Origin of the sequence: Rhizobium sp. WYJ-E13, assembly GCF_018987265.1 — a bacterium.
Taxonomy (GTDB): Bacteria; Pseudomonadota; Alphaproteobacteria; order Rhizobiales; family Rhizobiaceae; genus Rhizobium.
Genome location: NZ_CP076854.1, coordinates 170,698 through 195,639, shown reverse-complemented (window position 1 = coordinate 195,639; position 24,942 = coordinate 170,698). Strand labels below are relative to the sequence as shown.

At 60.2% G+C, this 24,942-nt stretch carries 28 protein-coding genes; 8 read left to right on the top strand and 20 right to left on the bottom strand.

Annotated features, from left to right (window positions below; genetic code table 11):
• Positions 1 to 7 precede the first annotated feature (7 nt).
• From KQ933_RS22470 to KQ933_RS22440, 7 genes are read right to left on the bottom strand one after another with little or no spacing between them, the layout of a single operon-like run.
• Complete coding sequence (locus tag KQ933_RS22470; protein WP_216760059.1) at positions 8 to 868, bottom strand: shikimate dehydrogenase; 861 nt, start codon at positions 866 to 868, stop codon at positions 8 to 10.
• A gap of 12 nt (positions 869 to 880) precedes the next feature.
• Positions 881 to 1,654 (bottom strand): amino acid ABC transporter ATP-binding protein, encoded by a 774-nt coding sequence (locus tag KQ933_RS22465; RefSeq protein WP_301925086.1) that lies wholly within the window; start codon positions 1,652 to 1,654, stop codon positions 881 to 883.
• A 7-nt stretch (positions 1,655 to 1,661) separates the two neighbouring features.
• Entirely contained in the window at positions 1,662 to 2,486 is an 825-nt protein-coding gene (locus KQ933_RS22460) for a transporter substrate-binding domain-containing protein (RefSeq protein ID WP_216760058.1), read from the bottom strand.
• 44 nt (positions 2,487 to 2,530) lie between these two features.
• On the bottom strand, positions 2,531 to 3,181 hold the full coding sequence (locus KQ933_RS22455) for an amino acid ABC transporter permease (RefSeq protein ID WP_183726508.1): 651 nt from the start codon (positions 3,179 to 3,181) through the stop codon (positions 2,531 to 2,533).
• A 9-nt stretch (positions 3,182 to 3,190) separates the two neighbouring features.
• Entirely contained in the window at positions 3,191 to 3,859 is a 669-nt protein-coding gene (locus tag KQ933_RS22450) for an amino acid ABC transporter permease (RefSeq protein ID WP_216760057.1), read from the bottom strand.
• 50 nt (positions 3,860 to 3,909) lie between these two features.
• Positions 3,910 to 4,731, bottom strand: coding sequence for a sugar phosphate isomerase/epimerase (locus tag KQ933_RS22445; RefSeq protein ID WP_216760056.1), 822 nt, complete (start codon positions 4,729 to 4,731; stop codon positions 3,910 to 3,912).
• Positions 4,731 to 5,468, bottom strand: coding sequence for a GntR family transcriptional regulator (locus KQ933_RS22440; RefSeq protein ID WP_216760055.1), 738 nt, complete (start codon positions 5,466 to 5,468; stop codon positions 4,731 to 4,733). Before KQ933_RS22440 ends, KQ933_RS22445 begins: the two co-directional genes overlap by 1 nt.
• A 253-nt stretch (positions 5,469 to 5,721) precedes the next feature.
• Between KQ933_RS22440 and KQ933_RS22435 the strand changes: the two genes are divergently transcribed.
• The 4 genes from KQ933_RS22435 to KQ933_RS22420 are packed head-to-tail and all read left to right on the top strand — an operon-like array spanning position 5,722 to position 8,894.
• Entirely contained in the window at positions 5,722 to 6,615 is an 894-nt protein-coding gene (locus KQ933_RS22435; protein WP_216760054.1) for an intradiol ring-cleavage dioxygenase, read from the top strand.
• Positions 6,616 to 6,635: 20 nt separating this feature from the next.
• Entirely contained in the window at positions 6,636 to 7,418 is a 783-nt protein-coding gene (gene hpaH / locus KQ933_RS22430; protein WP_216760053.1) for a 2-oxo-hept-4-ene-1,7-dioate hydratase, read from the top strand.
• Between the two features lie 7 nt (positions 7,419 to 7,425).
• Complete coding sequence (gene hpaI, locus KQ933_RS22425) at positions 7,426 to 8,190, top strand: 4-hydroxy-2-oxoheptanedioate aldolase (RefSeq protein WP_216760052.1); 765 nt, start codon at positions 7,426 to 7,428, stop codon at positions 8,188 to 8,190.
• A gap of 11 nt (positions 8,191 to 8,201) precedes the next feature.
• Positions 8,202 to 8,894, top strand: a complete 693-nt coding sequence (locus KQ933_RS22420; RefSeq protein ID WP_216760051.1) for a transporter substrate-binding domain-containing protein — start codon at positions 8,202 to 8,204, stop codon at positions 8,892 to 8,894.
• Between the two features lie 312 nt (positions 8,895 to 9,206).
• On the opposite strand, the gene KQ933_RS22415 is transcribed toward KQ933_RS22420, so the two are convergent.
• Positions 9,207 to 9,572, bottom strand: a complete 366-nt coding sequence (locus KQ933_RS22415; RefSeq protein WP_216760050.1) for a type II toxin-antitoxin system VapC family toxin — start codon at positions 9,570 to 9,572, stop codon at positions 9,207 to 9,209.
• Entirely contained in the window at positions 9,566 to 9,781 is a 216-nt protein-coding gene (locus KQ933_RS22410; protein WP_216760768.1) for a CopG family transcriptional regulator, read from the bottom strand. Before KQ933_RS22410 ends, KQ933_RS22415 begins: the two co-directional genes overlap by 7 nt.
• Positions 9,782 to 10,112: 331 nt before the next feature.
• On the opposite strand from KQ933_RS22410, the gene KQ933_RS33840 reads away from it, so the two are divergent.
• The 3 genes from KQ933_RS33840 to KQ933_RS22395 all read left to right on the top strand — a co-directional run bounded on the left by KQ933_RS33840 (position 10,113) and on the right by KQ933_RS22395 (position 11,666).
• The gene (locus tag KQ933_RS33840; RefSeq protein WP_216760049.1) at positions 10,113 to 10,271 is read left to right on the top strand and encodes a hypothetical protein; all 159 of its coding nucleotides are present in this window, start codon (positions 10,113 to 10,115) and stop codon (positions 10,269 to 10,271) included.
• A gap of 209 nt (positions 10,272 to 10,480) precedes the next feature.
• Positions 10,481 to 11,089: a J domain-containing protein gene (locus KQ933_RS22400; RefSeq protein ID WP_216760048.1), complete on the top strand. Its 609-nt coding sequence runs from the start codon at positions 10,481 to 10,483 to the stop codon at positions 11,087 to 11,089.
• A gap of 319 nt (positions 11,090 to 11,408) precedes the next feature.
• Positions 11,409 to 11,666 (top strand): hypothetical protein, encoded by a 258-nt coding sequence (locus KQ933_RS22395; protein WP_216760047.1) that lies wholly within the window; start codon positions 11,409 to 11,411, stop codon positions 11,664 to 11,666.
• 353 nt (positions 11,667 to 12,019) lie between these two features.
• Here the strand turns inward: KQ933_RS22395 and KQ933_RS22390 are convergent, their stop codons facing one another.
• The 7 genes from KQ933_RS22390 to KQ933_RS22360 are packed head-to-tail and all read right to left on the bottom strand — an operon-like array spanning position 12,020 to position 19,353.
• Complete coding sequence (locus KQ933_RS22390; RefSeq protein WP_216760046.1) at positions 12,020 to 13,558, bottom strand: hydantoinase/oxoprolinase N-terminal domain-containing protein; 1,539 nt, start codon at positions 13,556 to 13,558, stop codon at positions 12,020 to 12,022.
• The gene (locus KQ933_RS22385) at positions 13,555 to 14,637 is read right to left on the bottom strand and encodes a DUF917 domain-containing protein (RefSeq protein WP_216760045.1); all 1,083 of its coding nucleotides are present in this window, start codon (positions 14,635 to 14,637) and stop codon (positions 13,555 to 13,557) included. Before KQ933_RS22385 ends, KQ933_RS22390 begins: the two co-directional genes overlap by 4 nt.
• Positions 14,638 to 14,662: 25 nt before the next feature.
• The gene (locus tag KQ933_RS22380; RefSeq protein ID WP_216760044.1) at positions 14,663 to 15,736 is read right to left on the bottom strand and encodes an ABC transporter ATP-binding protein; all 1,074 of its coding nucleotides are present in this window, start codon (positions 15,734 to 15,736) and stop codon (positions 14,663 to 14,665) included.
• Positions 15,733 to 16,560, bottom strand: a complete 828-nt coding sequence (locus tag KQ933_RS22375) for an ABC transporter permease (protein WP_216760043.1) — start codon at positions 16,558 to 16,560, stop codon at positions 15,733 to 15,735. Before KQ933_RS22375 ends, KQ933_RS22380 begins: the two co-directional genes overlap by 4 nt.
• Positions 16,557 to 17,465 carry an ABC transporter permease gene (locus tag KQ933_RS22370; protein ID WP_216760042.1) on the bottom strand — a complete coding sequence of 303 codons (909 nt, stop codon included), beginning with the start codon at positions 17,463 to 17,465 and terminating at the stop codon, positions 16,557 to 16,559. Before KQ933_RS22370 ends, KQ933_RS22375 begins: the two co-directional genes overlap by 4 nt.
• Positions 17,465 to 18,196, bottom strand: a complete 732-nt coding sequence (locus KQ933_RS22365) for an aspartate/glutamate racemase family protein (protein ID WP_216760041.1) — start codon at positions 18,194 to 18,196, stop codon at positions 17,465 to 17,467. Before KQ933_RS22365 ends, KQ933_RS22370 begins: the two co-directional genes overlap by 1 nt.
• Before the next feature lie 23 nt (positions 18,197 to 18,219).
• Complete coding sequence (locus KQ933_RS22360; protein WP_216760040.1) at positions 18,220 to 19,353, bottom strand: PotD/PotF family extracellular solute-binding protein; 1,134 nt, start codon at positions 19,351 to 19,353, stop codon at positions 18,220 to 18,222.
• Positions 19,354 to 19,544: 191 nt separating this feature from the next.
• Between KQ933_RS22360 and KQ933_RS33520 the strand changes: the two genes are divergently transcribed.
• Positions 19,545 to 20,576, top strand: coding sequence for a helix-turn-helix transcriptional regulator (locus KQ933_RS33520; protein ID WP_253958391.1), 1,032 nt, complete (start codon positions 19,545 to 19,547; stop codon positions 20,574 to 20,576).
• A gap of 315 nt (positions 20,577 to 20,891) precedes the next feature.
• On the opposite strand, the gene KQ933_RS22350 is transcribed toward KQ933_RS33520, so the two are convergent.
• Genes KQ933_RS22350 through KQ933_RS22335 form a run of 4 tightly spaced genes read right to left on the bottom strand, consistent with a single transcriptional unit; the run spans position 20,892 to position 24,942 of the window.
• The gene (locus KQ933_RS22350; RefSeq protein ID WP_216760039.1) at positions 20,892 to 21,281 is read right to left on the bottom strand and encodes a DUF3307 domain-containing protein; all 390 of its coding nucleotides are present in this window, start codon (positions 21,279 to 21,281) and stop codon (positions 20,892 to 20,894) included.
• A 12-nt stretch (positions 21,282 to 21,293) separates the two neighbouring features.
• On the bottom strand, positions 21,294 to 23,156 hold the full coding sequence (locus tag KQ933_RS22345) for an adenylate/guanylate cyclase domain-containing protein (protein WP_216760038.1): 1,863 nt from the start codon (positions 23,154 to 23,156) through the stop codon (positions 21,294 to 21,296).
• Complete coding sequence (locus tag KQ933_RS22340; RefSeq protein ID WP_216760766.1) at positions 23,146 to 24,423, bottom strand: NAD(P)/FAD-dependent oxidoreductase; 1,278 nt, start codon at positions 24,421 to 24,423, stop codon at positions 23,146 to 23,148. The genes KQ933_RS22345 and KQ933_RS22340 overlap by 11 nt, the downstream gene beginning before the upstream one ends.
• A gap of 45 nt (positions 24,424 to 24,468) precedes the next feature.
• Positions 24,469 to 24,942 (bottom strand): DoxX family protein, encoded by a 474-nt coding sequence (locus KQ933_RS22335; protein ID WP_216760037.1) that lies wholly within the window; start codon positions 24,940 to 24,942, stop codon positions 24,469 to 24,471.

Below are 24,942 nucleotides of genomic sequence, written 5' to 3'. Positions count from 1 at the left end.
CCCCCGATCACGCTGTCACTCGGCATAACTCGTCGAAATGGCGCGACATTCGTTCCGTGTCGGGCGACAGGCCTGTGAAAAGCTCGAAGGCTGCGGCCGCTTGAAACACGGTCATTCCTCCGCCTGCGAGCGTTCGGCAGCCCTTCCGCTTTGCCAACGCAAGGAGCTCGGTCACCAACGGCATATAGACAATATCCGCCACCCAGTGATGATGCTGTATCCAATCGGGATCTATCGGAAGCCCCGGATGGCTTCGCATACCAGTCGGCGTGGCGTGGATAAGGCCGTCTGCTGTGGCGAGCGCCGCACCGACGTCTCTGACCGGCCTTGCGACCTCCCCTGAAAATCTCTCGTTGAGTTGATCGGCAAGAGTGGAGGCGCGGCGCTCGTCCTGATCAAAGATCGAGAGCTTTTCTATGCCGCCCTTCACGGCAGCGTGCGCGACGGCCACCCCAGCACCACCTGCCCCAAGCAGAACAGCATGAGCCTTCGCGACGCCGGGCAAGCCGCGCTCGAAATTCTTGTAGAAGCCATACCAGTCGGTGTTGTGTCCGATCCGCTCGCCATTCTGAAGCACAACCGTGTTTACGGCTCCAAGCATCTCAGCATCTTCGGACAGGCGCGTCAGGTGAGCCAGCACGGTCTGTTTGCATGGGTGGGTGATGTTGGTTCCCGCAAAGCCGCGGCTTTCCAGTTCGTTCAGAAGATCTGGCAGCGCGGAAGGAGGCAAACCGCGCGTTGCCAGATCCACGAGCTCGTACTCGTAATCAAGTCCCAGATGGCGTCCTTCCGTTTCATGGAGCGCCGGCGACTTTGACATCTGGATGTCGGCGCCGATGAGGCCCACCAGGTACTTGTTCTTGTCCATGTCTCTGCCCGATCAGTGATGCGCGAGGATTTCGCCGAGAAATGCCTTCGTCCGGTCATGCTTGGGGTTCTTGAAAAAGGTTTCGGGCTCCGCCTCCTCGATGATCTCTCCGGAAGCCATGAAGATGACCCTGTCAGCGACTTGCCGGGCGAAGCCCATTTCATGGGTCACGCAGATCATCGTCATGCCGTCTCTTGCGAGGCCGATCATGGTGTCGAGAACCTCTTTGACCATTTCGGGATCCAAGGCGGAGGTGGGCTCGTCGAAAAGCATCGCTTTCGGCTCCATGCACAGGGCGCGCGCAATGGCGACGCGCTGCTGCTGTCCGCCGCTGAGTTGTGCTGGATACTTTTCCGCCTGATCGAGGATGCGAACGCGCTCGAGATACTTTTGCGCCAACTTCTCTGCGTCGGCACGGCTTGCGCCCCGCACTCTCATGGGTGCAAGCGCGCAATTTTGCAGGACGGTCATGTGCGGGAACAGATTGAAGTTCTGGAAAACCATTCCGACTTCACGCCTGATGGCGTCGACCGCCTTGGTGGTGCCATCCAGCAGTTGACCTTCCACCACGATCTTGCCGTCCTGAATCAATTCAAGAGCGTTGATGCAACGGATCAAGGTGGACTTGCCGGAACCGGACGGTCCGCAAAGGACGATCTTTTCTCCCTTGCGAACCGACAGACTGATGTTCTTCAGCGCGTGGAAGGAGCCGTACCATTTCTGCACTTTATCAAGGGATATCAAGGTCGATTGATCGTTGGGGGAATTGAGCACGGCGCCCTCCATTTATGCTTTACTTGACCGTAAACGGGATGTTGGGGATGGATTCAGGGAACGTGGGAAGATCGATTGCCATCCATTTCTTGGTGATGGCCGCGAGTTCGCCGTTGCCCTTGATCTTGTCGAGGAACGCGTTGACCGTCTCGTTCCAGTCCTTCTCGCCGAGTCGCGTTCCCACGCCGTTATAAGTCGTCAGGAAGTTGATCTTTCGTTCATAGGTGCCGGCGCTGGCTGCATCCAGCCTCTGCCCGTAGAACTGATTGCCACCCACTGCCTTTACCTGTCCGGAAATCAGGGCCTGGATAGTGGCCGCGTCATCGTCGAAGCGGCGAATGGTGGCCGTCGATCCGACCGCGTCGGTTACGGCCTTGTCCTGCGAGCTGGACTTCGGCACGGCGATTTCCCAACCAGCCACGTCGGCCGGCGATTTCACGGCGTCGGCTTTGGCGGCATAAAGCGAAATCGTGTTGGCCGCATAAGGCTTGCTGTACTGGATCGACTTGGCGCGCTCTTCCGTCATCGCCATCGTGGCGAAGAGAATATCGACCTTGCCGGTCGTCAGCGCGGGAATACGGTTGGCCACCGCGAGCGGTTGGAACTGGACCTTCACGCCGAGTTCCTTGGCGAACAGCGTCGCCACGTCGGCGTCAAAGCCGTCCTGTTTGCCGCTCGAGTTCACAAAGCCCCAAGGCGCGTTGTCACCTTGGATGCCCACGACGAGCGTTCCCTTCGACTTAATCTCCTCGACAGATGCCGCGGTGGCTGCCGCGGCGCCAACGGTGGCGAAGGTAGCGGTCGCCAGCGCTAGACCGAGAAATTTCCTGCGATTGGTATTCATTACACTTTCCTCCTCTTGTGCTGTTTGCTTCTCCCGAAGCAGGCTTAGCGGGCGGCTTTTGCCATCCGTTTCTCGAGGCCGCTCCCGACATGGGAGAGAGGCCAGCAAATCATGAAGTAGATTATTCCGACGATCCCGAAGACGAGCAGCGGGCGGTAGGTCTGGTTCGATATGATCTGGCCAGCGCGGGTCAGCTCGATGAAGCCCACGATCGCCGCAAGCGACGTCCCCTTAATGAGCTGCACAAGAAAGCCGATAGTCGCGGGCATCGAGATCTTCAAAGCCTGTGGCAGAACCACGTCCCTCATTCGGGAGACATAATGCAGGCCAAGAGCGTTCGCGGCTTCGGTCTGCCCTTTGGGAACGGCTTCAATCGAGCCTCGCCATATCTCACCGAGGAAGGCGCTCGCGTGGAGAGTGAAGGCGATCGCGACTGCGACCCAGGCGTTGACGTCGATGCCAAGCAAGGCAACGCCGTAGTAGACGACAAAGAGCTGCATCAGGAGCGGCGTGCCCTGGAAGAGCGCGATATAGCCGGATGATGCAAGCCGGGCGAACTGATGCTTCGACGTGCGCACAAGTGCGATCAAAATGCCGAATACGCCTCCGCCAATGAACCCGATGATCGCCAGCAATACGGTCCATTTCAGACCCTGCAGGAGGAAGAACAGCTCGTTTTCGCCAATGGGACCCATGAGCGCCTCCTATCGAGTCGGATAGTTAAAGTAGGAACGGGATATCAAAGCGAAGATTCCCATCATTAAGCTTGAGATGACCAGGTAGATTGCGGTCACCGTGAAGTAGACTTCGAAGCTTCGGAACGTATCTGACTCGATGCGTTGCGCCGCGGATGTCAGCTCATATGCGGCGATCGAGGTGCACACCGAAGTGGTCAAGGTCAGCATCACGAATTGGCTCGTCAAAGACGGGTAGATCGCTCGCAATGCCGGCTTGAGAACGATGAGGCGGAAGACGTCAGCCTTGTGCAGCCCGAGCGCAAACCCAGCTTCGATCTGTCCCTTGCTGATGCTCTCAACGCCCCCGCGGATGATCTCGATGGCGTAGGCACCTCCGTTGATCCCCAGCGCGATGATTGCGGTGATCGTCGGGTTGAGGCGGATGCCCATAAGCGGAAGGGCGAAGTAGATGAAGAAGATCTGCACCAGAAACGGCGTGTTGCGGACGACTTCGACGAACGCGATGACGGGAGCGCGAACCCACGCGATCTTCGACGTTCTCACTGCAACGCCCAGGATTCCGATCACGAGAGCGAGCAGCATCCCGGCGAAGGCGAGACCCAATGTTCCAAGCGAACCCCAAAACAATTCCGGGGCGCGGTCGAAGACCGCACCAAAATCAAACGTGTAACCCATGTGTTGGCTTCCTCCACTCGGCGTGGCTTTTCGCCTCGCCGGCGCCGGGATCACTGATCCGGCTTAAATATTCGTGACGCCCCTTCGAACAGCCGCTTCAAATGCTCCTCCACGTCCGCCGAGCCTGAAAGAGGCACTTCGACCGAGATCGACGCGGCCCCATCGGCTATTGCGATCAGTTCGCCCAAGGGCAATTCGCCCTCGCCGGGGGCAAGACGTTTGCCTCGGGCCTCCGCAATCATGGCCTCGGCCGTGGTGGGAGCGGGTCCGGCGACGTCGCACAACTGGACGTGCTTGACCCTGCCGATCTCGGCGCGCAGCGACGTCAACGTTCCGCCGTTCCTGAAGAAATGCACTCCGTCGACAAGTGCCCCGGCATTGGGTGCACCGCTCGATTTCAGGAGATTGACGCTGTCAGCGAACGTTCTGACCGTCCGCCAACCCATGTTCTCGATATCGACCGCCAATCCGTAGCCGCTTGCAAGGACGCAGAATTCGGTGAAGTTCGACTGCAGCCTATTCTGCTCCGGATCGTCGCCGCACACGCTTAGACGCTTGGCCCCAATGTTGGCCGCCGCAGCCATTATCGGTTCCTGAGACGAGGCGTTGAACGAGGGGTCGATGACAAAGAACTCGATATCGAAGACCTCGACCGCTTCGCCGCGCAGCACGGCTTTCAATTCGTCCGCTGCGTGGCCGCCTACAGGCAGCTCGTAGTACGGCGCTCCAGGAAAAGCCGGATTAAGCCGCAGTCCAATTCTGGAAAAGCCTGCCCGCGCTGCGGCCTTCGCAAAATCGCTCGGCGTCAGGGAGATGGCAGAGAAGTGCGCTACGCCAATCTGTTGCTCTGATTTTGATCCAGGCGCCGCCATCACACGATCCCTTTCGTCGCGAGATGATTTCGAAGGTTCGTCCCAGTGCGGTGGATGTGCTGTCGCAGTTTCTCGCTGGCGTAGTCGATATCCCGCGCAACCGCCCCTTGCGCAATCTCGCTGTGCTCCTGCCCGACGTTCCGGTCGCCGGAAGTCCTGATGAGGAAAACCCGGCGGTATCGATCATTCAGGTTCAGCAAGAGGCCACAGAAATGCAACAGAAGCGGTTTTCCGCAACCGGAAATGAGTGTGAGATGGAATTCCCGGTGAAGAGCCTCCCATTGCTCGAGCGTCTCAGGCCGTGAGGCATCTCGATCCGTGCGGTTCAGGCGATGGAGCGAGCGCATTATATTGCTCTCCCACTCGACATCACCGAGACGTATGGATTCCCGCAGCGCGAAGACTTCGAGCTCTTCGCGGAGCGTCGTGATTTCTTCCAGATTCGCCAGCGAGATCGGAGCTACGCGATAGCCACGGTTGTCATGAAACTCCACCAGGCCGTCGGAGATGAGGCGGGCAAGCCCCTCCCTCAGAGGGCTTAAGCTGACGTTGAACGTGCGGCGCGCCTTGTCGAGATTGATCTTGCTGCCCGCCTCCAGCTCGCCAGAGATGATCGCCTCGCGCAGACGCGACGCCAACTGGCTTCCGATGGTGTTCTTGCCATCATCGGAAAAGCCCGCGGACGCTGTCTCCTCGTCTGTCATTGGCGCAGGGGCATTATCGTCGGTCGAGCTCATCCCTACTCCTCTGGCGATTTTGATCAACTGTCGATGATCGATATGATAAACGATTATTTATGTCAACGAGAAATGCAGTTGAACTCGTTTTCGCTAGCTGTGGCCCGTTTACTTCGTGGATTAGTATAGCTAATTCAATAAATTAATTAGATATTAGATTGATTTCCTCCGCACCGACGGAAAAAGTCGTCGTAACGTTCATTGACAGATAATCGATTATTTTTAATAGTCGGCATCATTGGGAGGTAGCCCTATGGCCATAAAAACCGAAAGCGAGCTGACACCTGCTGTCCTCGCGGCAATGAACAAAACCGAGGATCCACGTCTGCGAGAGATCCTCGTCGCGATGGTGAAGCATCTCCATGCATTCGTGCGGGAGGTGAGATTGTCCGAAGTCGAGTTCCGCGAAGCTACGGCGATACTAAACGAGATCGGACAACTGCAAACGGACAGCCACAACGAGTTCGTTCTCATGGCCGGATCTCTCGGCGTATCTTCGCTGGTTTGCCTTTTGAACAACGGCGACAGCGGCCAGACAGAGACGTCGCAGTCTCTTCTCGGCCCGTTCTGGCGCCTGAACTCTCCCCGTGTCGAAAACGGCGGTACGATCATCCGCTCCGACACGCCAGGCACGCCACTCTATGTCCGCGCCAAGGTGGTAGACCGGGACGGCAGGCCGATCGCGGGTGCCGAGGTCGACGTCTGGCATGCTTCTCCTGTTGGACTCTATGAAAACCAGGATCCCGATCAGGCTGAGATGAACCTTAGGGGCAAGTTCACCACGGATGCCGACGGCCGCTTCTGGTTCAGCACCGTGAAGATGGTCGGATACCCGATCCCGGTCGACGGCGTCGTCGGCCGACTGCTTAAGGCGCAGGGACGTCACCCCTACCGACCAGCGCATCTTCACGCCCTGATCTTCAAGCAGGGATACAAGACGCTGATTTCCCAGGTCTTCGATCCAAGCGATCCGAACATCGATTCCGACGTCCAGTTTGGAGTGACGACAGCCCTGACCGGCGACTTCGTCCGCCATGACGAACCGCATCCGTCCGAACCGGGCGTCGACGGCCCGTGGTACTCGCTCGACTACACCTACGTCATGGAGCCCGGCGAAGCCGTGCTGCCGCGTCCACCAATCAAATAGTCAACGACAGAGCCGAACCCATGATCACAGAACAGGAACGCCGAGAGGCGGCCAACGCCCTTCTGAAAGCAGAAACCGACCGCAAGCCAATCGTTCAACCGAGCAAGACCTATCCCGGTCTGGAGCTTGACGATGCCTACAACATTCAAGCGCTCTGGGCGGAGGCTCGGATTGCGAAGGGTGCTCGGGTCGTAGGCCACAAGATCGGCCTTACGTCGCGCGCGATGCAGATGGCATCCAAGATGACCGAGCCCGACTATGGTGTCATCCTCGATGACGCGCTCTACAACGACGGAGCACAGATCAAGGCGGACCTTTTTATCAAGCCCCGCCTCGAAGTCGAGCTCGCCTTTGTGATGGGCGAGGATCTCGAGGGACCAGGTACGCGGATCTACGACGTGATGAGGGCAACTGAATTCGTAGTCCCGGCTCTCGAGATCATCGACTATCGCACCGAGGTTCCGAGGGCGATCACCGATACGATCGCTGACAATGCCGCTTTTGGGGCGATCGTCGTAGGGGGCCGCATCATTCGTCCAATGGACCTCGACATCCGCTGGGTGGGCGCAACCCTCTCGAAGAACGGCATTATCGAGGAATCCGGTGTTTCTGCAGCGATCATGGGCCATCCGGCAGCCGGGATCGCGTGGTTGGTAAACAAGCTCCATGCGGTGGGCGACGGTTTGAAAAAGGGACAGATCGTGCTGGCCGGCTCTTTCACCCGCCCTGTGGACATCGCCCAGGGCGACGTGATCCAGGCCGATTACGGCCCCGTCGGCTCGATCGGCGTCTCGTTCGTGTGAGGATCCAATGGAACTCCCCGTCAACAGGTTCAAGCGGAAACTCCGGGCCGGTCAAAGTCAGATCGGGCTGTGGTGCGGCCTTCCGGGCAGCTACGCAGCGGAAATCGTCGCACCGTCCGGTTTCGACTGGCTGCTTTTCGATACCGAGCATTCTCCCAGCGACGTCCTCACTGTACTTCCACAGTTGCAGGCGGTTGCGCCGTACGACGTCGCCCCCGTGGTGCGCCCGGCTTCCAACGACCCTGTATTGATCAAGCGCTTTCTGGATATCGGCGTCCAGACGCTTCTCATTCCATATGTGCAGAATGAACAGGAGGCGAAGGCGGCCGTGGCCGCCGCGCGCTACGCACCGCGCGGTATCCGCGGCGTATCCGCCCTCACCCGCGCCACCCGTTTCGGGCGCGTGCCGAACTACGCACAGACCGCCGAACAGGAAATCTGCCTCTTGCTGCAGATCGAAACACGAGAGGCGCTCGATCAGCTTGAAGCCATTGCAGAGGTCGATGGAGTCGACGGGATCTTCATCGGTCCGGCGGACCTTGCCGCCAGCCTCGGTTATCCCGGCCAACCGGGACATCCCGAGGTAGTCTCGGCAATCGAGAATGCGATCGAGCGCTTGAAGGCGGTCGGCAAGCCTTCGGGCATCTTGACGGCTGACGAGAAGTTTGCGGCTCGCTGCATCGCACAGGGAACACTGTTCACGGCAGTTGGCGTCGACATTGCTCTCCTTGCCAGAGGATCGGAAGCACTGGCGTCAAGGTTTTCGCGCTAGGGAGACACAGCATGTTCACCTTGGATAAGGTCCGGTCGGAGATAGCGCCGACCGGACCTATTAGAGCTGCCGTCAACATGTCGAACGCAGCGTTGATTCGCTGGGACGAAAACGCCGGCGCCTTGTTAGGCCCGAGCGCGGAAATTGCGGCTAGAATCGCCCATGAACTTAGTCAGGAGCTTTCCCTTAGACGATACGGATCGGCCGCGGATATTCTTTCCGCTGCTGATGGCGGCGAGTGGGACATCGCCTTCATCGCGTCTGACCCGTCAAGAACCGATCGCTTCAGCTTCTCGCCTCCCTACATCTCGGTCGAGGCCACCTACCTGGTTCCAGTGACTTCACCCTACCGGACGGCGGGCGAGCTGGATTCCAACGGAATTCGCATCGCTTCCGCGCGTAGCGCCGCCTATACGAAGCAGCTTGAACGAACACTCAAGCGAGCGACGGTGCTCCATGTCGACAGCCCCGCGGCGGCCCTCGACTTTCTCGCCGACCGAGAATGCGACGCGGCGGCTGGGCTGACAGAATTCCTCTTAAACGCCTCGCAGCGGATGGAAGGCTTCCGGGTGGTAGATGGACTGTTTTCGCGAATTCCTCAGACGATCGCGGTACACAAACGGGCCACGAACGCCTCGCTCTTCTTCGCAGACTTCGTGCGGCGGCTCGGTGGCGCGGATGTCGGCAGAGGTAGGCGGCGTTGAAGGAGGGGTTCCCTGAAGCCTGCCGTAGTCGACGCCGCCCTCACGGTGCAAAGATCGCGGGGAAAAGTACGCGCCACCCATCTGGTGTGTGAATCAGCGCCCAATGCTGATCCCCTGCCGCTCTTTACGCAAGGCATTGATTTACGAATACGAAATGGAAATCGAGAGGGGGCACGATCGGCGCCAATGACGACCACACCTAGATCGAGATTTTGCGTGAACATTCATGTGCTTGCAGCCTTTTGTCAGGTGTCAACCTTCGGCGCTGATTCACACCTGCTAACGCGGCTGGTAACAGCACAGACATTGCGGTCAGATTTCGTAAGGCATCCGTATGTCCGGCATTTCGCGAGGGAAATCCTTCGTGTTTCGGGTGATCAGCAACATCGAGTGAACATTGGCTGTTGCCCAGATGATGGCATCTGGAAGCTTGATACGATGAAGCTGTCGCAGAGATACTGCTCGTTCGGCTATGGCGTCATCGACAGCGATTACTGCAAAGCCAGCCAGGAAAGCGCGCGTTCCGATTGCCACCTCAGGCTTGGCGCCGACGAGTACCTCCATCCAGGTGATAATGCTAATCGCCTTTTCGCGATATCTTGTCAGTTCGTCTCGCGCTTGCGGAACTGCGTTGAGATAGTCGATCAAAACATTGGTGTCGAACAGAGACTTTACCATTCGCTGCGCATGTTTTCCTGATATGTCAAACCATCGATCTTTCGATCGCCCCAGAGTCCGAACGCTTCTGCTTCACTATCGGCATTGTTCCTAGCCAGAAAGTCATTGATCGCCTTTCGGATCAGCGCTGCCCTCGACATTTTTTCCCTCTGCGCCAGCCGGTCGAGCGCTTTGACTTCTTGGTCGCCGATATCAACCAATGTTCTCATAAGAAAGTTCCGATATATGATATCGGCAATATATATCATTGCTGATCTGAATCTTCAATGGCGCACTAGCCGTTAGCACATTACCAGGCCGCTGGGCTGCTGTTTGACCCTCGCTGAGGCAACTAACTCGTCGCCCATCTCTAGGTCCTCCCAGCGCAGATTGCCGGTTGAATTTCAACCTGCGAAATCGTAGCAGCTGAAGAGAGGAACCGGCGGACACGTAGTTCTCTGACCTGGCCAAACATTCATCAGGCAGCACCACGGGGCTATCCTATCTCTAGGCATACCGGAGTCGCATGCCGAATATGATTTTTCGCCTCAGGAAAGAGGCTTGGCAGATTTCTCCGGCCATCCACCACGCTACAATCACGACCGTTTCAATCGGTCCTTCGTCAGCGTCCGGAATGATCTCATAGAGCATGACGAACGGCGCCTCGACGAGCATCCGGACGCCCGGGCGAATTTCGGGGCGCCGGACACCCAGACGTAGTTAGTCAATCAGCAGCGTCGCCTTGGGAGAGAAAAGCGTATCGGAGCTTTCAGCATCGTGGCGGAGCCGAGTGTACGGCAAAGCGGGCATTTGCGTCACACGATGGCGCAGGACTAGGGGCCGTCCCGTTGAATCTAACGACAGTCAAGGAATCCACGTCTGCCAAGAGCGATCTTGCCGTGGGCAGCGGCATGGTCATATAAGGGGCGATGACGTCTGATTCAAAGATTTTCGTCGGCCTGCGACCGACGCGAAACAAGCCGGCCGAACATCGCGACACAAGCGGCCCGAGATGCCAATGGGATGGATGCGACAAACAAGGTGTCCATCGCGCCCCAGTGGGAGCGGATGCCGAGGGGCTATACCTGCTGTTTTGCCGTAGCCACGCAAAAGAATATAGCGAAGGCTACAATTATGTGACGAAACTGTCGAGCCCTGTCACGGCCCGCTATCAGAGGGAAGCGGCAAGTGGCAGCCGCCCCAGCTGGGGCGTTAGAGTCAATCACGCTTCTGAAACTCCCCTCCCTTCCTCAATTCGCTCCGGGACCGCGAAGACGATCAACGCGCGAAAAAACGCCGCACAAAACCAAGCAGCCAAGGCGGCCTTTCAATCCCGCAAACTTAAAGTGCTGGAAGCAAAAGCATTCGAAACGCTCGGCCTATCGCCGAACGCTACGCCGGATGAAATCAGAAGTCGTTACAAGCAGAGACTCAAGATGCACCATCCCGACGCAAACGATGGAGACCGCACGGCCGAGGAGGCTCTTCGGGCGACGATCGACGCCCATAAAATCCTAAAGCTTAACGGCTTCTGTTAGGTGAGATACGCCTGGATGACTTGATGAGAGTCGAACCTGCGGCCTCAATTAGGCGAAGAGGGCCTGGGGATCGGTGGGGCCGGAGTGTTCGTCGAGTTGGTCTGCAATCTCCTCAACAATCTTCCGGCCGTTGTCGGCAGAGACATCGATGCGGCAGCGGCAAAGTCGATAATGACCTCGGCCGTGTCGCGGAGAAGGGCGAGGTCACAGGGAAGTTGCGGACCGGAAAGCGTGAATAGAGCGGGTCTTGCCAGATATGAACGACCTTGCAGCCGGCTCAAGCGAATGCATATCCGGCGACCGTAGCGCAAGGCAGTCGATGACGAGTACGAGATCCGCCTCGGCAAGCCAGTCTGCCGGGTCGCCGCCGACGGCCATGGGATGGTCGATTGGCGCCGCCGGCTGGATCCCCCAGTATTGGCAGATGGCGATCCCCCAGTCGCCCGACAGGCGCGATAGCATCCTGAAGCCCTCAGCGGAGCCGGCACCGCACTGCGTGATGATCAGCGGATGGCCCCTGCTCGGCGTCACAACGCTTGGCAAGATCGATCGGGATCACGTCACGACGGACATTTAGCCCGCACCAAAGCGATTATCAGGTCGACCATCTCTGGTTCTCGGTGAAACAAAGGGAGGGCCGCAAGAGCGAGAAACCTGCTTTAGTATTGGACAATTGCCGCTGGCTCAAGCGTGAGGAAAGCAGTGGCATAAACGGCACCACCCTGCCATGACCGCCCCTCGCAGGGAATTTGCAGAACCTTCAGCACGCTACGCACCTATCCGCGACGGCCCGGCATTCGCTGGAGCGGCAGCGATCTAGGACTTGAGCCTTTCGGGACCCCGCAGTAGACATGCCAGGAAACCCACAACGCGGGTTCGGGAACGTACGAGGCTCCGGCTACAGATGAGAACTCTCCCCAGCTGTCCTAACTAGATCTTAAGATCGCCGATCATCCGCACCCGAACCCGGAGCGGGTTGCCCGGAATATAGGAAAGCGGTGTGTCCTCCACATCGAGCGTCTCGAGCGAGGCCTCGTCGGCGCCGGCGCTGACGGCGCGATGGCGGGCTAGCTCCGAGGCGCTGCTGATGGCCTGTGCGCGGTCGACGTCATGGAATACCCGGTCGATCTCACCGCTGACCTGTGCCATGGCGGCGCCAATCGCATTGGCGACACCGGCATTTTGGACCTTGATGACACGCGAGACACCCGGCAGATGATTGGGCACCAAGGCCGCTCCACCACCGACGGCAACAACGGGGATGTCGGCGGCACTGGTCTTCATCCTGTCGACCAGATCGGCAAGCTGCGTCTCTATCCATCCCTCGACATGTTGCGACAGGGAAGGAGCGAGACCGGCGACACGATCCGGATCACCAAACTCCATGAGCCCACGATGGACCGCGATATCCGTCAGAGTCAGCGTTTCGCCGCCTGCGACCCTTGCCATCTGCGAAATGCGATAGCCGACACTCGCCGGACCTATTGCTTTGCGTGCTTCATCGACGATGGTGCCGCCGCCAAGCGCGATGGCAACGACATCGGGCATGCGGAAGAACGTCGATACACCGCCCACATCGACCTTGGAGTTGGCTTCGCGCGGGAAGCCGCCGACCAGGCAGCCGGCATCAGTCGTCGTGCCGCCGACATCGAGGACGATCGCCTCGTCGAGACCCGAAAGCATCCGGGCGCCGCGCATGCTGTTGGTCGGCCCAGACGCAAAGCAGAGAACGGGGAACTGCGCGGCGTGGGCCGCCTGCATGACGGTGCCATCGTTCTGCGTCAGGTAAAGAGGCGCATCGACGCCGCTTTCTACGATCGCAGTCTCGAAGGCGTTCACGGTGTAGCGGGCTATATCATGCAGCGCGCTGTTGAGGATAGTCGCGTTCTCGCGCTCGATCAGGCCGATGCGGCCGAGTTGGCTGGAGAGGGTGACTGAGACATCCGGCGCGACCTCGGCCAGGATGGAGGCCGCCTCGTCCTCGCATTCCGATGTCAGCGGCGAGAACACGCCGGTTATCGCCGCCGCGGTGACGCCGGCGTCGCGAATTTCCTTAGCGATCTCCACCATGCGGGCACGGCCGAAGGGGACAATCGGCCGTCCGTCGAATTCGTTGCCGCCCTCGATAAGGAAGACCGGGCCCTCGACGCAGGCGCGCAGATCGGCCGGCCAAGCCTGCATCGGCATGATGCTGTGGGCAGCCGGAAGCCCGATGCGGATCACCGCAACCTTGGAAAGGCCGCGCCTCTCAACAACCGCATTGGTGAAATGCGTGGTGCCGATCATGATCGCCCGGACGCCTTCAGCATAGGCTGGGTTGCCGCCATCGAGGATGTGCGCCATGGCATTTTGGATGCCTGTCGTCACATCGGTTGTGGTGGCCGTCTTGACGGACCGGAGGATCTCACTGCCACTGAGCAGCACGGCATCCGTGTTGGTGCCGCCGACGTCGATGCCGATGCGCTTCATGCCGGAACCTCCGCAAAGGACTGGTAATCGAAATCAAACCCGAAGGCCCGCGGCCCCACCTTGGCGAGACCCTGCAGGCTCGTCATGATCGGATCGGCCGGCAGCGCGACGATGGCAACGCGCTGACCATAGCGGAGCACTTCGGTACCGATCGCCTCGGCGGTTTCCTCATCTAGCACAGTGATCAGGTCGGGCACGCAGGCCACCCGCTCACCGTCCAGCCAGGCGACCGAAAACTCGTTCTGGAAATCGATCTCCAGCGTCCGGCCCTCGAACGCACCCTTGCCAAGCACGGTGGCGCGGCCGCGCACGAAGCCGTCGGTCGTGCGGCGTGCCACATCCTGTATCTTGCCGGCGAACAGCAGTGCGCCCTTCTCCACGGCGAGAACGGCGGTGACGGGGTCGCTGCCGCTCTTGCGCGCTTCGAGCACCGCATTGCCGATCGTAAGGGCCCGTCCGACAGAATTGAGGATGGCGTGATCCTTGATCTCCCGTCCCGAGCGCGGTGCGGCGCATGTGCCAGCGATCGAGCCAAGCTCAATGACAGCCTTGCGGCCGATCCGCTCTACGCGTTCGGCGCTTTCGGCGACGGGGATCAGTACGGCGTTGTTCCTGATATCCGCGATGGCGAAGGGTGCGACGGACAGTCCACGGATCGCGAAGCTTGCCATTTGCGCTTCCGGGAAGGCACGGCCCATCGTGTCGGCATCAACGACGGGGAGGCCGAGCTCCATGCCGACAAGCATGGCGAAGAAGGCATTTTCACCGCCGATCTCGATCGACATGATGGCGTCGAAAGGCTTGCCGGTGTGCTCTTCCATTAGCTTCACGGCGCGCAGGATGGCGATCGGCTCTGGCAGCCGCTCCTTAGTGACCAGCGGAGCACCCATGATGCAGACCACGGCAACGCGTGCATCGTCGGCGAGCTCCCAGGGGTCGATGAGGCGGATCCGCTTGCCGCGGCGATAAACCTCCTCGGCGCACATGAGTTCCAGATGCGGATGGTTGCCTCCGCCGGTGCCGAGAACGCCCGCTCCGATCGCAAGCGCCTCTAGTTCCTCGAATTTGAGTTCACGCATTTTCTTGATCCAGTGAAATTTCTGCTCAGCGATCGACCAGCCAGGACAGCGTCTTGTTCCAGCTGAAGGTGACCGTCTCGCCGCGAGTGAGAGAAGGCTTCAGCGCCGACTCGTGCGCAACCAGTGTCTTTCCATCCGCCAGCCGGCCGACGATCTGCTGGACAGGCCCGGAGAAAAGCACTTCCGTCACCACGGCCTGGACGCCGAGGTCATTCTCGCCAACGGCCGAGGTGGAAAGGATTTCAGGGCGTACGACGATGGATACGGCTGAACCGACCGGCCGGGCGCCGATGATGTCGGCAGGCATTTCGGCCAGCGGCTTGCCGTTGATGAGCAGGCTTCCCGCAGGCCCGACCTCGGCATCGATCAGATTGGCGCCGCCGACGAAATCGGCGACGAAACGCGTGACGGGCCGGCGGTAGAGCGCTTCCGGCGCGTCGAACTGCTCGATGCAGCCTGCGTTCATGACGGCGATGCGGTCGGAGAGCGTCAGCGCTTCCTCCTGATCGTGGGTGACGGCGATGAAGGTCAGGCCAAGTTCGCGGTGGATCTTCTTCAGCTCCGCCTGCATCTGTTTGCGCAGCTTCATGTCCAGCGCGCCGAGCGGTTCGTCCAGCAAAAGGACGGCGGGCCGCACCACCAGGGCACGCCCCAGCGCCACGCGCTGCGCCTGCCCGCCCGAGATCTCGCTGACCCGGCGCCTACCGAAATCCTTGAGGTTGATCAGCTCCAGCATCTCCTCGACGCGGCGGGCGATCTCCGATTTGTCGACCTTGCGCATCCGCAGGCCGAAGGCGATGTTCTCGGCGACCGTGCGGTGCGGGAACAGCGCGTAATCCTGAAACACCATGGCGGTGTCGCGCTTGTAGGGCGGCAGACCGACGACGGACTTCCCGCCGACGCGGATATCGCCGCTCGTGGGTTCGGCGAAGCCGCTGATCATCCGCAGCAGGGTGGACTTGCCGCAGCCGCTCGGCCCGAGGATAGTGACGAACTCGCCGGCGGAAACCGTCATCGACACATGCTGGATGGCAACCGCATCGCCGTAGAGCTTGGTGATGCCGTCGATCTCGACACCATGGAGGGATGTAGCTGTCATGCGGGCTGTACTTTATTTATGCGACGGGTCTGGCGGATGGCCCACAATTGCGAGACCACGCTCAGGACCAGCGTCGCGACTACGATCATCGAAGAAAGCGCATAGATTTTCGGCGAGATGACCTGGCGAAGTGAGGTCCAGATCGTGATGGGGAAAGTCTGGGTGAAGCCGGCGACGAACCACGCGATAACGAACTCGCCGAAGGCATCGGTGAAGGCCAACATTACGACCGAGATCAGCGCCGGTCGCATCAGCGGCAGAACCACCTCGCGGAAGGCAACCCACTCGTTGGCGCCGAGGTTCATTGCCGCTTCTATATAGCTGCGGCGGAAGCTCAGCAGCCGCGAATATAGGATGAGCGTCGCATAGCTCGAGGTGATCGTCGTGTGCGCCAACACGATCGCGGGCTGACCGATCAGATCAGGTGCTGCGCGCATCAGGATGACGAGACCCAGGCCGAGCACCAGCTGTGGCAGGACGACGGGGCCGAGCACCAGGCACATGACCAGCGACTTGAAGCGAACCGGCATCCAGGCGAGCACCATCGCCGACGGCATGGCAAGCAGCGTCGACAGGATCGCCGAGATGGCCGCCAGCTTCATGCTCGTCATCAACGAGCCGACCATCCGATCATCGCTCAGAGCTGCCGAAAACCAGTCCGTTGTCAGCACCCCGAGCGGCAGGCCGGGGATCGGCTTCGCGTCGAAGGCAAACAGCACGATGACGACGATCGGCAGATAAAGGAATGCGTAAATGACGACGGCGTATAGCCCAAGCAGATTGCGAGAACTGAATAGCTTTCCGGCTGAGGAGCAAGCGGTCATAGCTTTTCTCCGCTAGCCTGGCGGAACCACTTCATCGATCCTGCGAGCAGGACAAGCACGATCGCGAGCAGCACGATGGCGATGGCCGCACCGGCCGGCCAATCAAGGCGGCGCTGGAACTGGTCCTGGATAATCTGCGACATCATCATGTCCTTACCGCCGCCAAGCAGCGCGGGCGTGACGAATTCGCCGAGACCGAAGACGAAACAGAAGACGGCGCCGACAATCAGGCCCGGCAGGGACAGCGGCAGCGTCACCTCGACAAAGGCGCGGAGCGGCGTGGCGTTCAGGTCCTTGGCGGCCGAAATCCAGTTGTCCTCGATGGCACTGATCGAGGCATAGAGCGGTAGGACGTAAAGCGGCAGATAGGCATAGATCAGGCCGATGGCGGTCGCGACGGGCGAATAGAGCAGCGCGGTGAGAGGCTGATCGACGATACCGAGCGACAACAGCGCCTGGTTGATCACCCCATGCTCGCCAAGAAGCAGCCGCCAGGCGGCGACGCGCATGACGATGCTGACCCAGAAGGGCGCGATCACAGCCACCAGCAGCAGGTTCTTCATCGCCCCCGCTTTTTTCGCGATGAAATAGGCGATCGGATAGGCAAGCACGGCGCAGGCGATGGTCACGAACGCGGCCGTTTCCAGCGACAGTGACAGCGCACGCCATGTCGCGCCGTTGCTGAAGACAGAGCGGTAATTGTCGAAGGTGAAATCCGGCACCATGCGGCGGTTCGTCGTGCGCCAGAAGCTGATGACCAGCAGCAGCAGGACGGGAACGACGAAGAAGATGAGCTGCCACAGGAGAAGTGGCGCAAGTCCGACTGCAGCCAGCAGCTTGCGGCGGCGGGCGTTGTTCGCCGCCGCTGCGCAAGCATGATGGTGGCTGGGCGAAACATCAGCCATTACGCGAAACCATATTCGTTGCGCGGCAGCGCCGGCTTTGGATAGGCGAGCTTAGAGTGACTGAGGCCGGTGGCGACCATGGCGCGGGCGAAATGCAGCGCCACCTTGCCGGGGTCGATGACCGGGACATAGGCACCGAAATGCGTCTGCAATGATTCTTCGATCATCAGCGCCATATCGAAGCCGGTGCCGGTGCAGCCCATGACGAAAGCCTCGGAACCATGCCGTTGAACACTGTCGATGCACTGCGCGATGATATGCGGCACATGCTCCTGGTTCAGGTCCAGCACGCTGGCATCGGCCGAAATGACCGAAGCCAGGTTTTCCGAGAGCCCGTAGTGATGGACGGTGCGCCGGATAAGGGAGAAGAACGGCTTCTCGGTGATGACGACGCTGAAGCGCGTCGACAGCATCGCCGCCATGTGCAGCGCCGCTTCGCCTTCCCCGACGATGGGCGTGGAAACCAGCTCCCTGGAACCTACCAGGCCGGGATCGGTGAAGCAGGCAATGGTGCAGGCATCGACGCCGTCTGCTTCCGCCTCGCGCGCCAGCCGCATCACCTCGGGTGCGGCAAGCGTGGAATCATAGCCGCATTCGATCGAATTGGTACCGCGCTTCAGCGGCACCGCTGAAATCATCACGCCATCGCCTGCAAACGATCGATATTCCTTTTCGGCCTTGCCGACGAGTGCGTCGCTGTCGAGAACGGGCACGATAACGCGAATATGCATTTCAGAAGTCTCCGCAAGCCGGATCAGGCGGTCTTGAACGTCTGCCAGGCGTCGGCCCAGCCCGTATCGTCGACTGGTGCCTTGGCCATTGTGCACTGCGAGACCCATTCTTCCATCTTGTCGAGGCCGAGCGCCTTGACCTGATCGGCGGTCAGGAGATCCTTGACCTTGGCATTGGTGACGGCGAACTTGTCGGCGCCCCATGCCATTTGCTTCATCGCCTTGGCACTGGTCATGTAGTTGACGTAGGCGAGCGCGGAGGCCAGATGCTCCGTGCCGCGGACAACTTGCAGCGATTCCATCCACATCGCGCCGCCCTGCTTCGGAATCACGAGATCAACGCTGGCGCCAGCGAGACGCGCGGTCGTGCGGACGTTGTCGCTTGAGGAGCCCCAGACCATCCATGCCTCGCGGTTGGTGAGGTCGGTCTTGACCGTGCCCATGTCCGCCTGCAGGGCGCGCATGTTCGGGCGGAAGGCGGTCATCTTGGCGAGAACCTTCTGCAGCTCGTCGCCCGTTGCCGTTTCCGGCGTCTTCAGGCCGTTCCAGAGGCCGACCATCCAGAGGTAGAGCTCCGGCCAGTCGATGATCTCGACGCGGCCCTTCAGCGACGGATCCCAGGCAAGCTCGGCATCGGCTGCGGACTGTGCAGAAATCTTGTCGGGCCAGAAGACGAAGCCGTTGACACCGAAGCGTGTGGGGATCGCATAAACCTCATTGTTAAACATGGTCTCTGGCCGGTTGCGGAACATCGGGATCGTCTCGTCGAGCGATGACAGCTTTGACGTATCGACAGGAATCGTAAGGCCCGCTTCGGCGAACTTGGAGGTCCACACGGCATCAGGGTTGATCACGTCGAACTTCACCGTGCCGGCCTGAACGAGGTTGAGCTGGGCGCCGTTGCTTTCGGCTTCCTTGACATTCAACTCGACGCCGGTGAGGTCGGTGAAACCCTTCATCAGCTCCGGATCGTCATAGCCGGCCCACGCGAGAACGTTCAGTGGGCCCGTCAGCTTCTGGTCATTGGCAAAAGCGGGCTTGGTGAAGTCGACCTGAGATGCGACGGCGGCAAACATCGCGGCATTGGCGCTATGACGCAGCAGATCGCGGCGGGAAAGCTGAAACGGCATGCCTAGCTTTTTCTTATCGATCGACATTCTCTTGTTCCCTTATATCGGCCGCCAGCAGGGCTACCGCCGTTGATTAGAATTTATGCACAGACATTAAACAAGGCGCTGGTTATCCCCAATAGTGACTGCAGTCACGGGGCAAGCTATGCCAATCGATGCCATGATAAACGGGCATGAAACTTGCGTCTGGCAATGCGTGTTGTGAGACGGGGTGTTCTATGATCGAAAGCCAGGTGATGACTGCCGGTAACGCCCTGCCCGTCGGCTTTTCGGCGACCATGTCCAAAGTCATCTCCAAGATCGGACGACCGGATTTCTATGAAAACGTGGTTGAGCTGCTGCGCCAGATGATCCCCTGCGACTTTTGGATCGTGGCGCGATACGAAGACCGATCGAGGCCGCTCATCGTGTTGGAGAACGGCATGGGATCCAGTGCCAAGGCGGCCTATACCGATACCCTCTGGCAGCTCGATCCACTGCCGCGCCGCTGGACGGAGCGGGCGCTGAAGGCCGTGAGCCTCAACGATCTGCGCGACAATGGCGATTTCGACCAGACTTACCGGCGTTATCTCGACAAGACGCTGCGGATCGCCGATGAGTTGGCCCTGCTCTTTCCCATCAACGACTGCAGTTTCCTGGCGCTCTGCCTCGACCGTCAGAGCAGCATTTTTTCGCGAGAGGAGATCGCGCTTGCCCACGAGCTGCAGCAGATGCTGATCGAGATGCATCATCTGCACATGTTGCGTGCAATCGACCGCCATCTGGCGCTGCTGCTCCATCGGACCGATCTCGGCAAATCCGAAATCATGATCCTGAGCGACAATAACACCGTGCTCTACAAATCCGAGACCTGGTCGCATGCCGCAATCCAAGCATTTGAACGCGAGCCGGAGCCGAGCGAGATCGGCAACAGCCGAGTGACCGAGACGATGGGCCGGGACGGTTGGTCGCTGCTGCGCCTTTCGCGCGCTTCTCATGATGCCATATTAGCCGGCGCCGACATCTACGTGCTGCGCCGCACCGCCAGCGACCTATCGGAGCGGGTGGAGCAGTTCAGCCGGCTGCACTGCCTGACAGGTCGCCAGAAGCAGATCGTGCTTTTCTGCTTACAGGGCTATCACAACGCGTCGATCGCCGAGCGCCTCGACATCACGGTCGGCAGCGTCAAGAACCACAAGCTGAGGCTTTACGAGAAACTCGACGTTACCAGCGAAAGAGAACTCGTCTCGGCCATTCTCGCGCATTTCTGAGCCCATGATGACCGCAGCCATCATTGTGCTGCGCCCATCGGCATGGTTGGCTGCACCAATCCCTCAGCGCGCGCGCCCTTTTGCACACGCTCCGACCATTTTCTCATCTTTCCCTCCAGCAAAGTCTCGTGACACAAAGCGTGATGCTGCCACAATTAAACAGCTAGTGAGAGGCGCGCGCCTCTCACTGCTATACCCCGCCGTCGCTCACCAGCCGCGCTTCGTTAATGCTCCAGATCTTTAAGCGGAATTGTCTCGCGGCGATTCCAATGCTTCTGCGGGATGTAAACAGCGAGCGTAACTGGCCATGTTATTTCAGCCGCTGAGGAGGGCGCCATGCCAGATGATGGCCGCTAATATCCCAGAATAAGTGAGATGATGAGCCAGCTGATCGGCACCATGCAGCATCCAGAATGAACGCGTATCGATCGAGTGGGGCTGACGATGACCGTAGATGGCTTTCAGATGATCGATCAGGAAATGGAGAAGGAACTCGGCGGAGGCGACTGCGGAAATCCAGATCGCATCCATGCTTGAAAGCAAGAGGATCGGTATGGTGGCGATGGCGTGGATGCCTGCGTGGACATAGGCTCCGGGCTTCCTGAAGTTCCCTTTGTCGCCAATCATCCATTCGGGCTGCAGGACATAGTCAGCCACGAAATGCTTAACCTGCAACCATATCAGCGTTGTGAGCAGCACGGCCATGTCGCCCCCCCTTCAGCCCACAAGCACAGTTCGCTCGATCGTATGCACACGGACCGGCGCGATCTTTCCCCGTATCTGCACGCAACCAAGCAGCCTTGTGTCTAGAAGATCGCGCGTCCGTCGAAGCGTTTCGTCACTCAGCGCAATCTCCACGCCCTTGTCCTTGGCCACGCCAACGAGCCGGCTCGCCAAGTTGACGACGTCGCCGATCGCGGTATAGCTCAGCCGTTCGGTCGACCCGATATTGCCGACAAGCGCTACACCCGTGTTCATACCGATGCGCACGCGAATTGCATCGTGCTTGGGCGCAATCGGCGCCGTGGCATGCATCGCGTCGCGAATCGCTGCGGCGGCGCGGCATGCGCGCAGAGCGTGATCCGGTTCATTGCCGGGCGCATTCCAGATCGCCATCACCGCATCGCCGATGAATTTATCGACTGTGCCGCCTTCGGCGTGGATGGCGGCAATCGACAGGGTCAGAAAGCGCGTCAGACTTGGTTCGACATCGGCGCCGAATTCTTCGGTGAGTTCCGTAAAGCCCGGCAGATCGGCAAACAGCACCGTTATTTCCCTAAGTTCGCCCCCTGGACGCGGCTCGATACCACCATCGACAAGGGGGCGCACGACCTCGACCGGCATGTAGCGTGCGAACGCGGATAGGCCGCTCGACATGCGCTTCAGGGCGGAAGAAAAATCATCGAGTTCGGTCAGCAGCGCCGGGCGGTGCTGCACAGCGCCAAGTTCGAACCTTTCGACCATGTGCAACTGCTCGGCAAGGCGCGATAGTGGCCGAGCGAAGAGAATCCTGGCAAAAAGGATCGCCGTCACGGCCGCCAGCGTTGCAATTGCCCCGATGATGAAAATCAGTCGCCGCGTATTGGCATCGATATCGCCGGCAAAAGTAGCCCGCGGCATGGCCGTGACCAGCCGCCAGTCCTCGAACGGCAACCTGCCGGATGACACGAAGACCGGACCGAGGGTCTTGCTTGCTATCAGGATGCGCGAACCATCAGTCTTATCCCGCTCTGTGGCCATGGCGACCGCCGCCGCCAAGGCGTCAGACGCGGCAAAATCCTTGAGATGGGCAGCGACGATACCGTCGGTCGGCTCGGATGTCGCGAGTACCGCGTCATCCCGCGCCAGGACGAAGGCTTTGCTGCCTTCCGGTATCCTGAGCCCTCCAAGAATGGCCGACAGCCGATGCAGGCTGACCGCCACCATCACCACCCCCTCAAAATGCCCGAAGGCCTCGACCTTCTTCGAGACGACGATCGCCGGCTCGAAGCCGTTCGGAAGGATATTGACGAAACTCCAGGCCGCTTCCGCGCTGCTCCGGCCGAGTCTGTACCATGGCGAACCCTCCGGAACGTAGACGCTCTCGGCCTTCAGGCGATTTTCGAAGAAGATATCGCCGGGTATCGGCTTGTAGAGATCGCGGCGCAACGGACGCGGCTTACCCGGCGCTGCCTTGCCAATCTCCACCATTTCGATCTCGCCGTTCGGCAGAGCGTGCGCCCCAAAGAAACCGCCATCCGGGAAGCCGAAGCCAATCCAGGCGATCGCCGGCTGTTCACGCAGCAGCGACAAGAACAGAAACTCACGCTTCACCTCGTCGTCCGGCCTGATCGCCCCTTGAAAGAAGATCGATCTGACGATCTCGGCACTGCTCGAAACCAGAGCCAGGTTTGAAGCGAGCTCGTTGCGGACCGCAGCAGTGCTTTGAGCATCGAGGCTGGCGACCACCGTTTCGATGTTCTGGGTCGCAGCACGATACCAGACGAAATGAACGAGCGCCGCCGTCGACAAGACCGCAAGCAGTAACAGTGCGGTGACCGCACGCGCCATTTTCACTCGTGGGAATGATCTAGCGTTCATGGCGGTCGGTGATCAGACGGGCGGCACGGTCATAGCAGACATAGGCGAGCGCCCAGTCCATGAACACCACGGCGCGATTGCGGAAACCGACGAGAAACCAGAGATGGGCGATGTTCCAGACCAGCCAGGCGGAAAGACCCGACAGCCGGATGCGCTTGAAGTCGGCGACCGCCGCCTTGCGCCCGATGGTCGCCAGATTGCCGAAATCGCGATAGCCGAACGGGCCGATGGTCCGGCCATCGAGGCGAGCGAGAATGGCGCGGGCCGCATGCTCGCCCATCTGCTTGGCGGCCGACGCAACTCCCGGAACCAGCCTGCCGTTCTTGTCGGTGACCGCGGCGGTGTCGCCGATCACGAAGATATCGCTGCTGTCCGGCGGGTTGAGATTCTCGTCGACATGGACACGGCCGGCGCGATCGGCCGGTACGCCGAGCCATTTCGCCGCCTTGGAGGCCATGACGCCGGCCGCCCACAGCACGCAGGATGACCGGATTTGTCCGCCGCCGGCAAGACCCACCCCCTCGGCATCGCAGCGTGTCACCGCGCCTCCGAGCATGACTTCGACGCCGAGCATCTCCAGGTGCCGCCGGGCTTCTTCGGACAGCGCCAGTGGCATGGCCGGCAGGACGACATTGCCGGCTTCGACCAGCACCACGCGCGCAGACGAAGGGTCGATGCGCCGAAAGTCACGGATGATGACCTTCCTTGCTAGTTCGGCGATGGCCCCCGCCAGTTCGACGCCCGTCGGGCCGCCGCCGACGACGACGAAGGTGAGAAAGCGCTCCCGCTCGGCCTCGTCCTCCGCTGCCTCAGCGCGCTCGAAGGCCGAGAGAATCCGGGCGCGGATTTCGGTCGCATCGGCGATCGTCTTCAGGCCGGGTGCGGTCTCTGCCCATTCGTCCTTTCCGAAATATGCGTGCCTCGCCCCGGTGGCGACGACAAGATAGTCATAGACGATGCGCCGGGCGGCGGTCTCGACGATCCGGCTCTCCTTGTCGATCCCCTCGACACGCTCCATCAGCACCGTGACATTGGATTGCCGGGAAAGAATGCGACGGATCGGCATCGCGATCTGCGCCGGCGAAAGCCCGGCCGTCGCCACCTGATAGAGCAGCGGCTGGAAAAGGTGGTAGTTGCGCCGATCGATGACCGTCACATCCACGTCCGCACGGCGGAGCCCCCTGGCGGCGGCGAGGCCGCCGAATCCTCCTCCGAGGATGACAACCCTCGGACGGTGAACCACCGCCTGACGTGCCTCCGGCTCCATGATGGGCGAACCGCCACCCGTTTCTTCGATCGCGGCGCGCATTGCTCAGCGCCCTCTCGGAAATAGGCGAGCCGCCAGATAGTCGAGCGAAACGGTGCCGGCCCCGCGCGCCAGAATCAGCAGCAACGGCGCCGTCCAGAGCAAATGGTCCGGCCAGTTCTGCGGATAGACGAGGAGCTGGATCGTCGAGATGACGCCAAGCAGCACGAGGGCGGCGGGGCGAGAGAAGAGGCCGAGAAAAATCAGCACCGAGCCGCTCACTTCGGCCGTCGTCGCAAGCACGGCGGCCACGCCGGGATCGATGACGGGCAACTGGTATTCGAGCGCAAACAGCTGGACCGTCGCCGGCCAGGACGCAAGCTTGCTCTGAGCCGACTGCCAGAAGACGTGCGCGACCGCAAGCCGGGAAACGAGCTGGACAAGCGAGAGCGGCACACTGTTCATGCACTCCAGAGCAGAGACATAGAACCCGGCAATGCCGCTTCTGTGGCGCGTCGAAGAAGGGGACATCATGGTCAT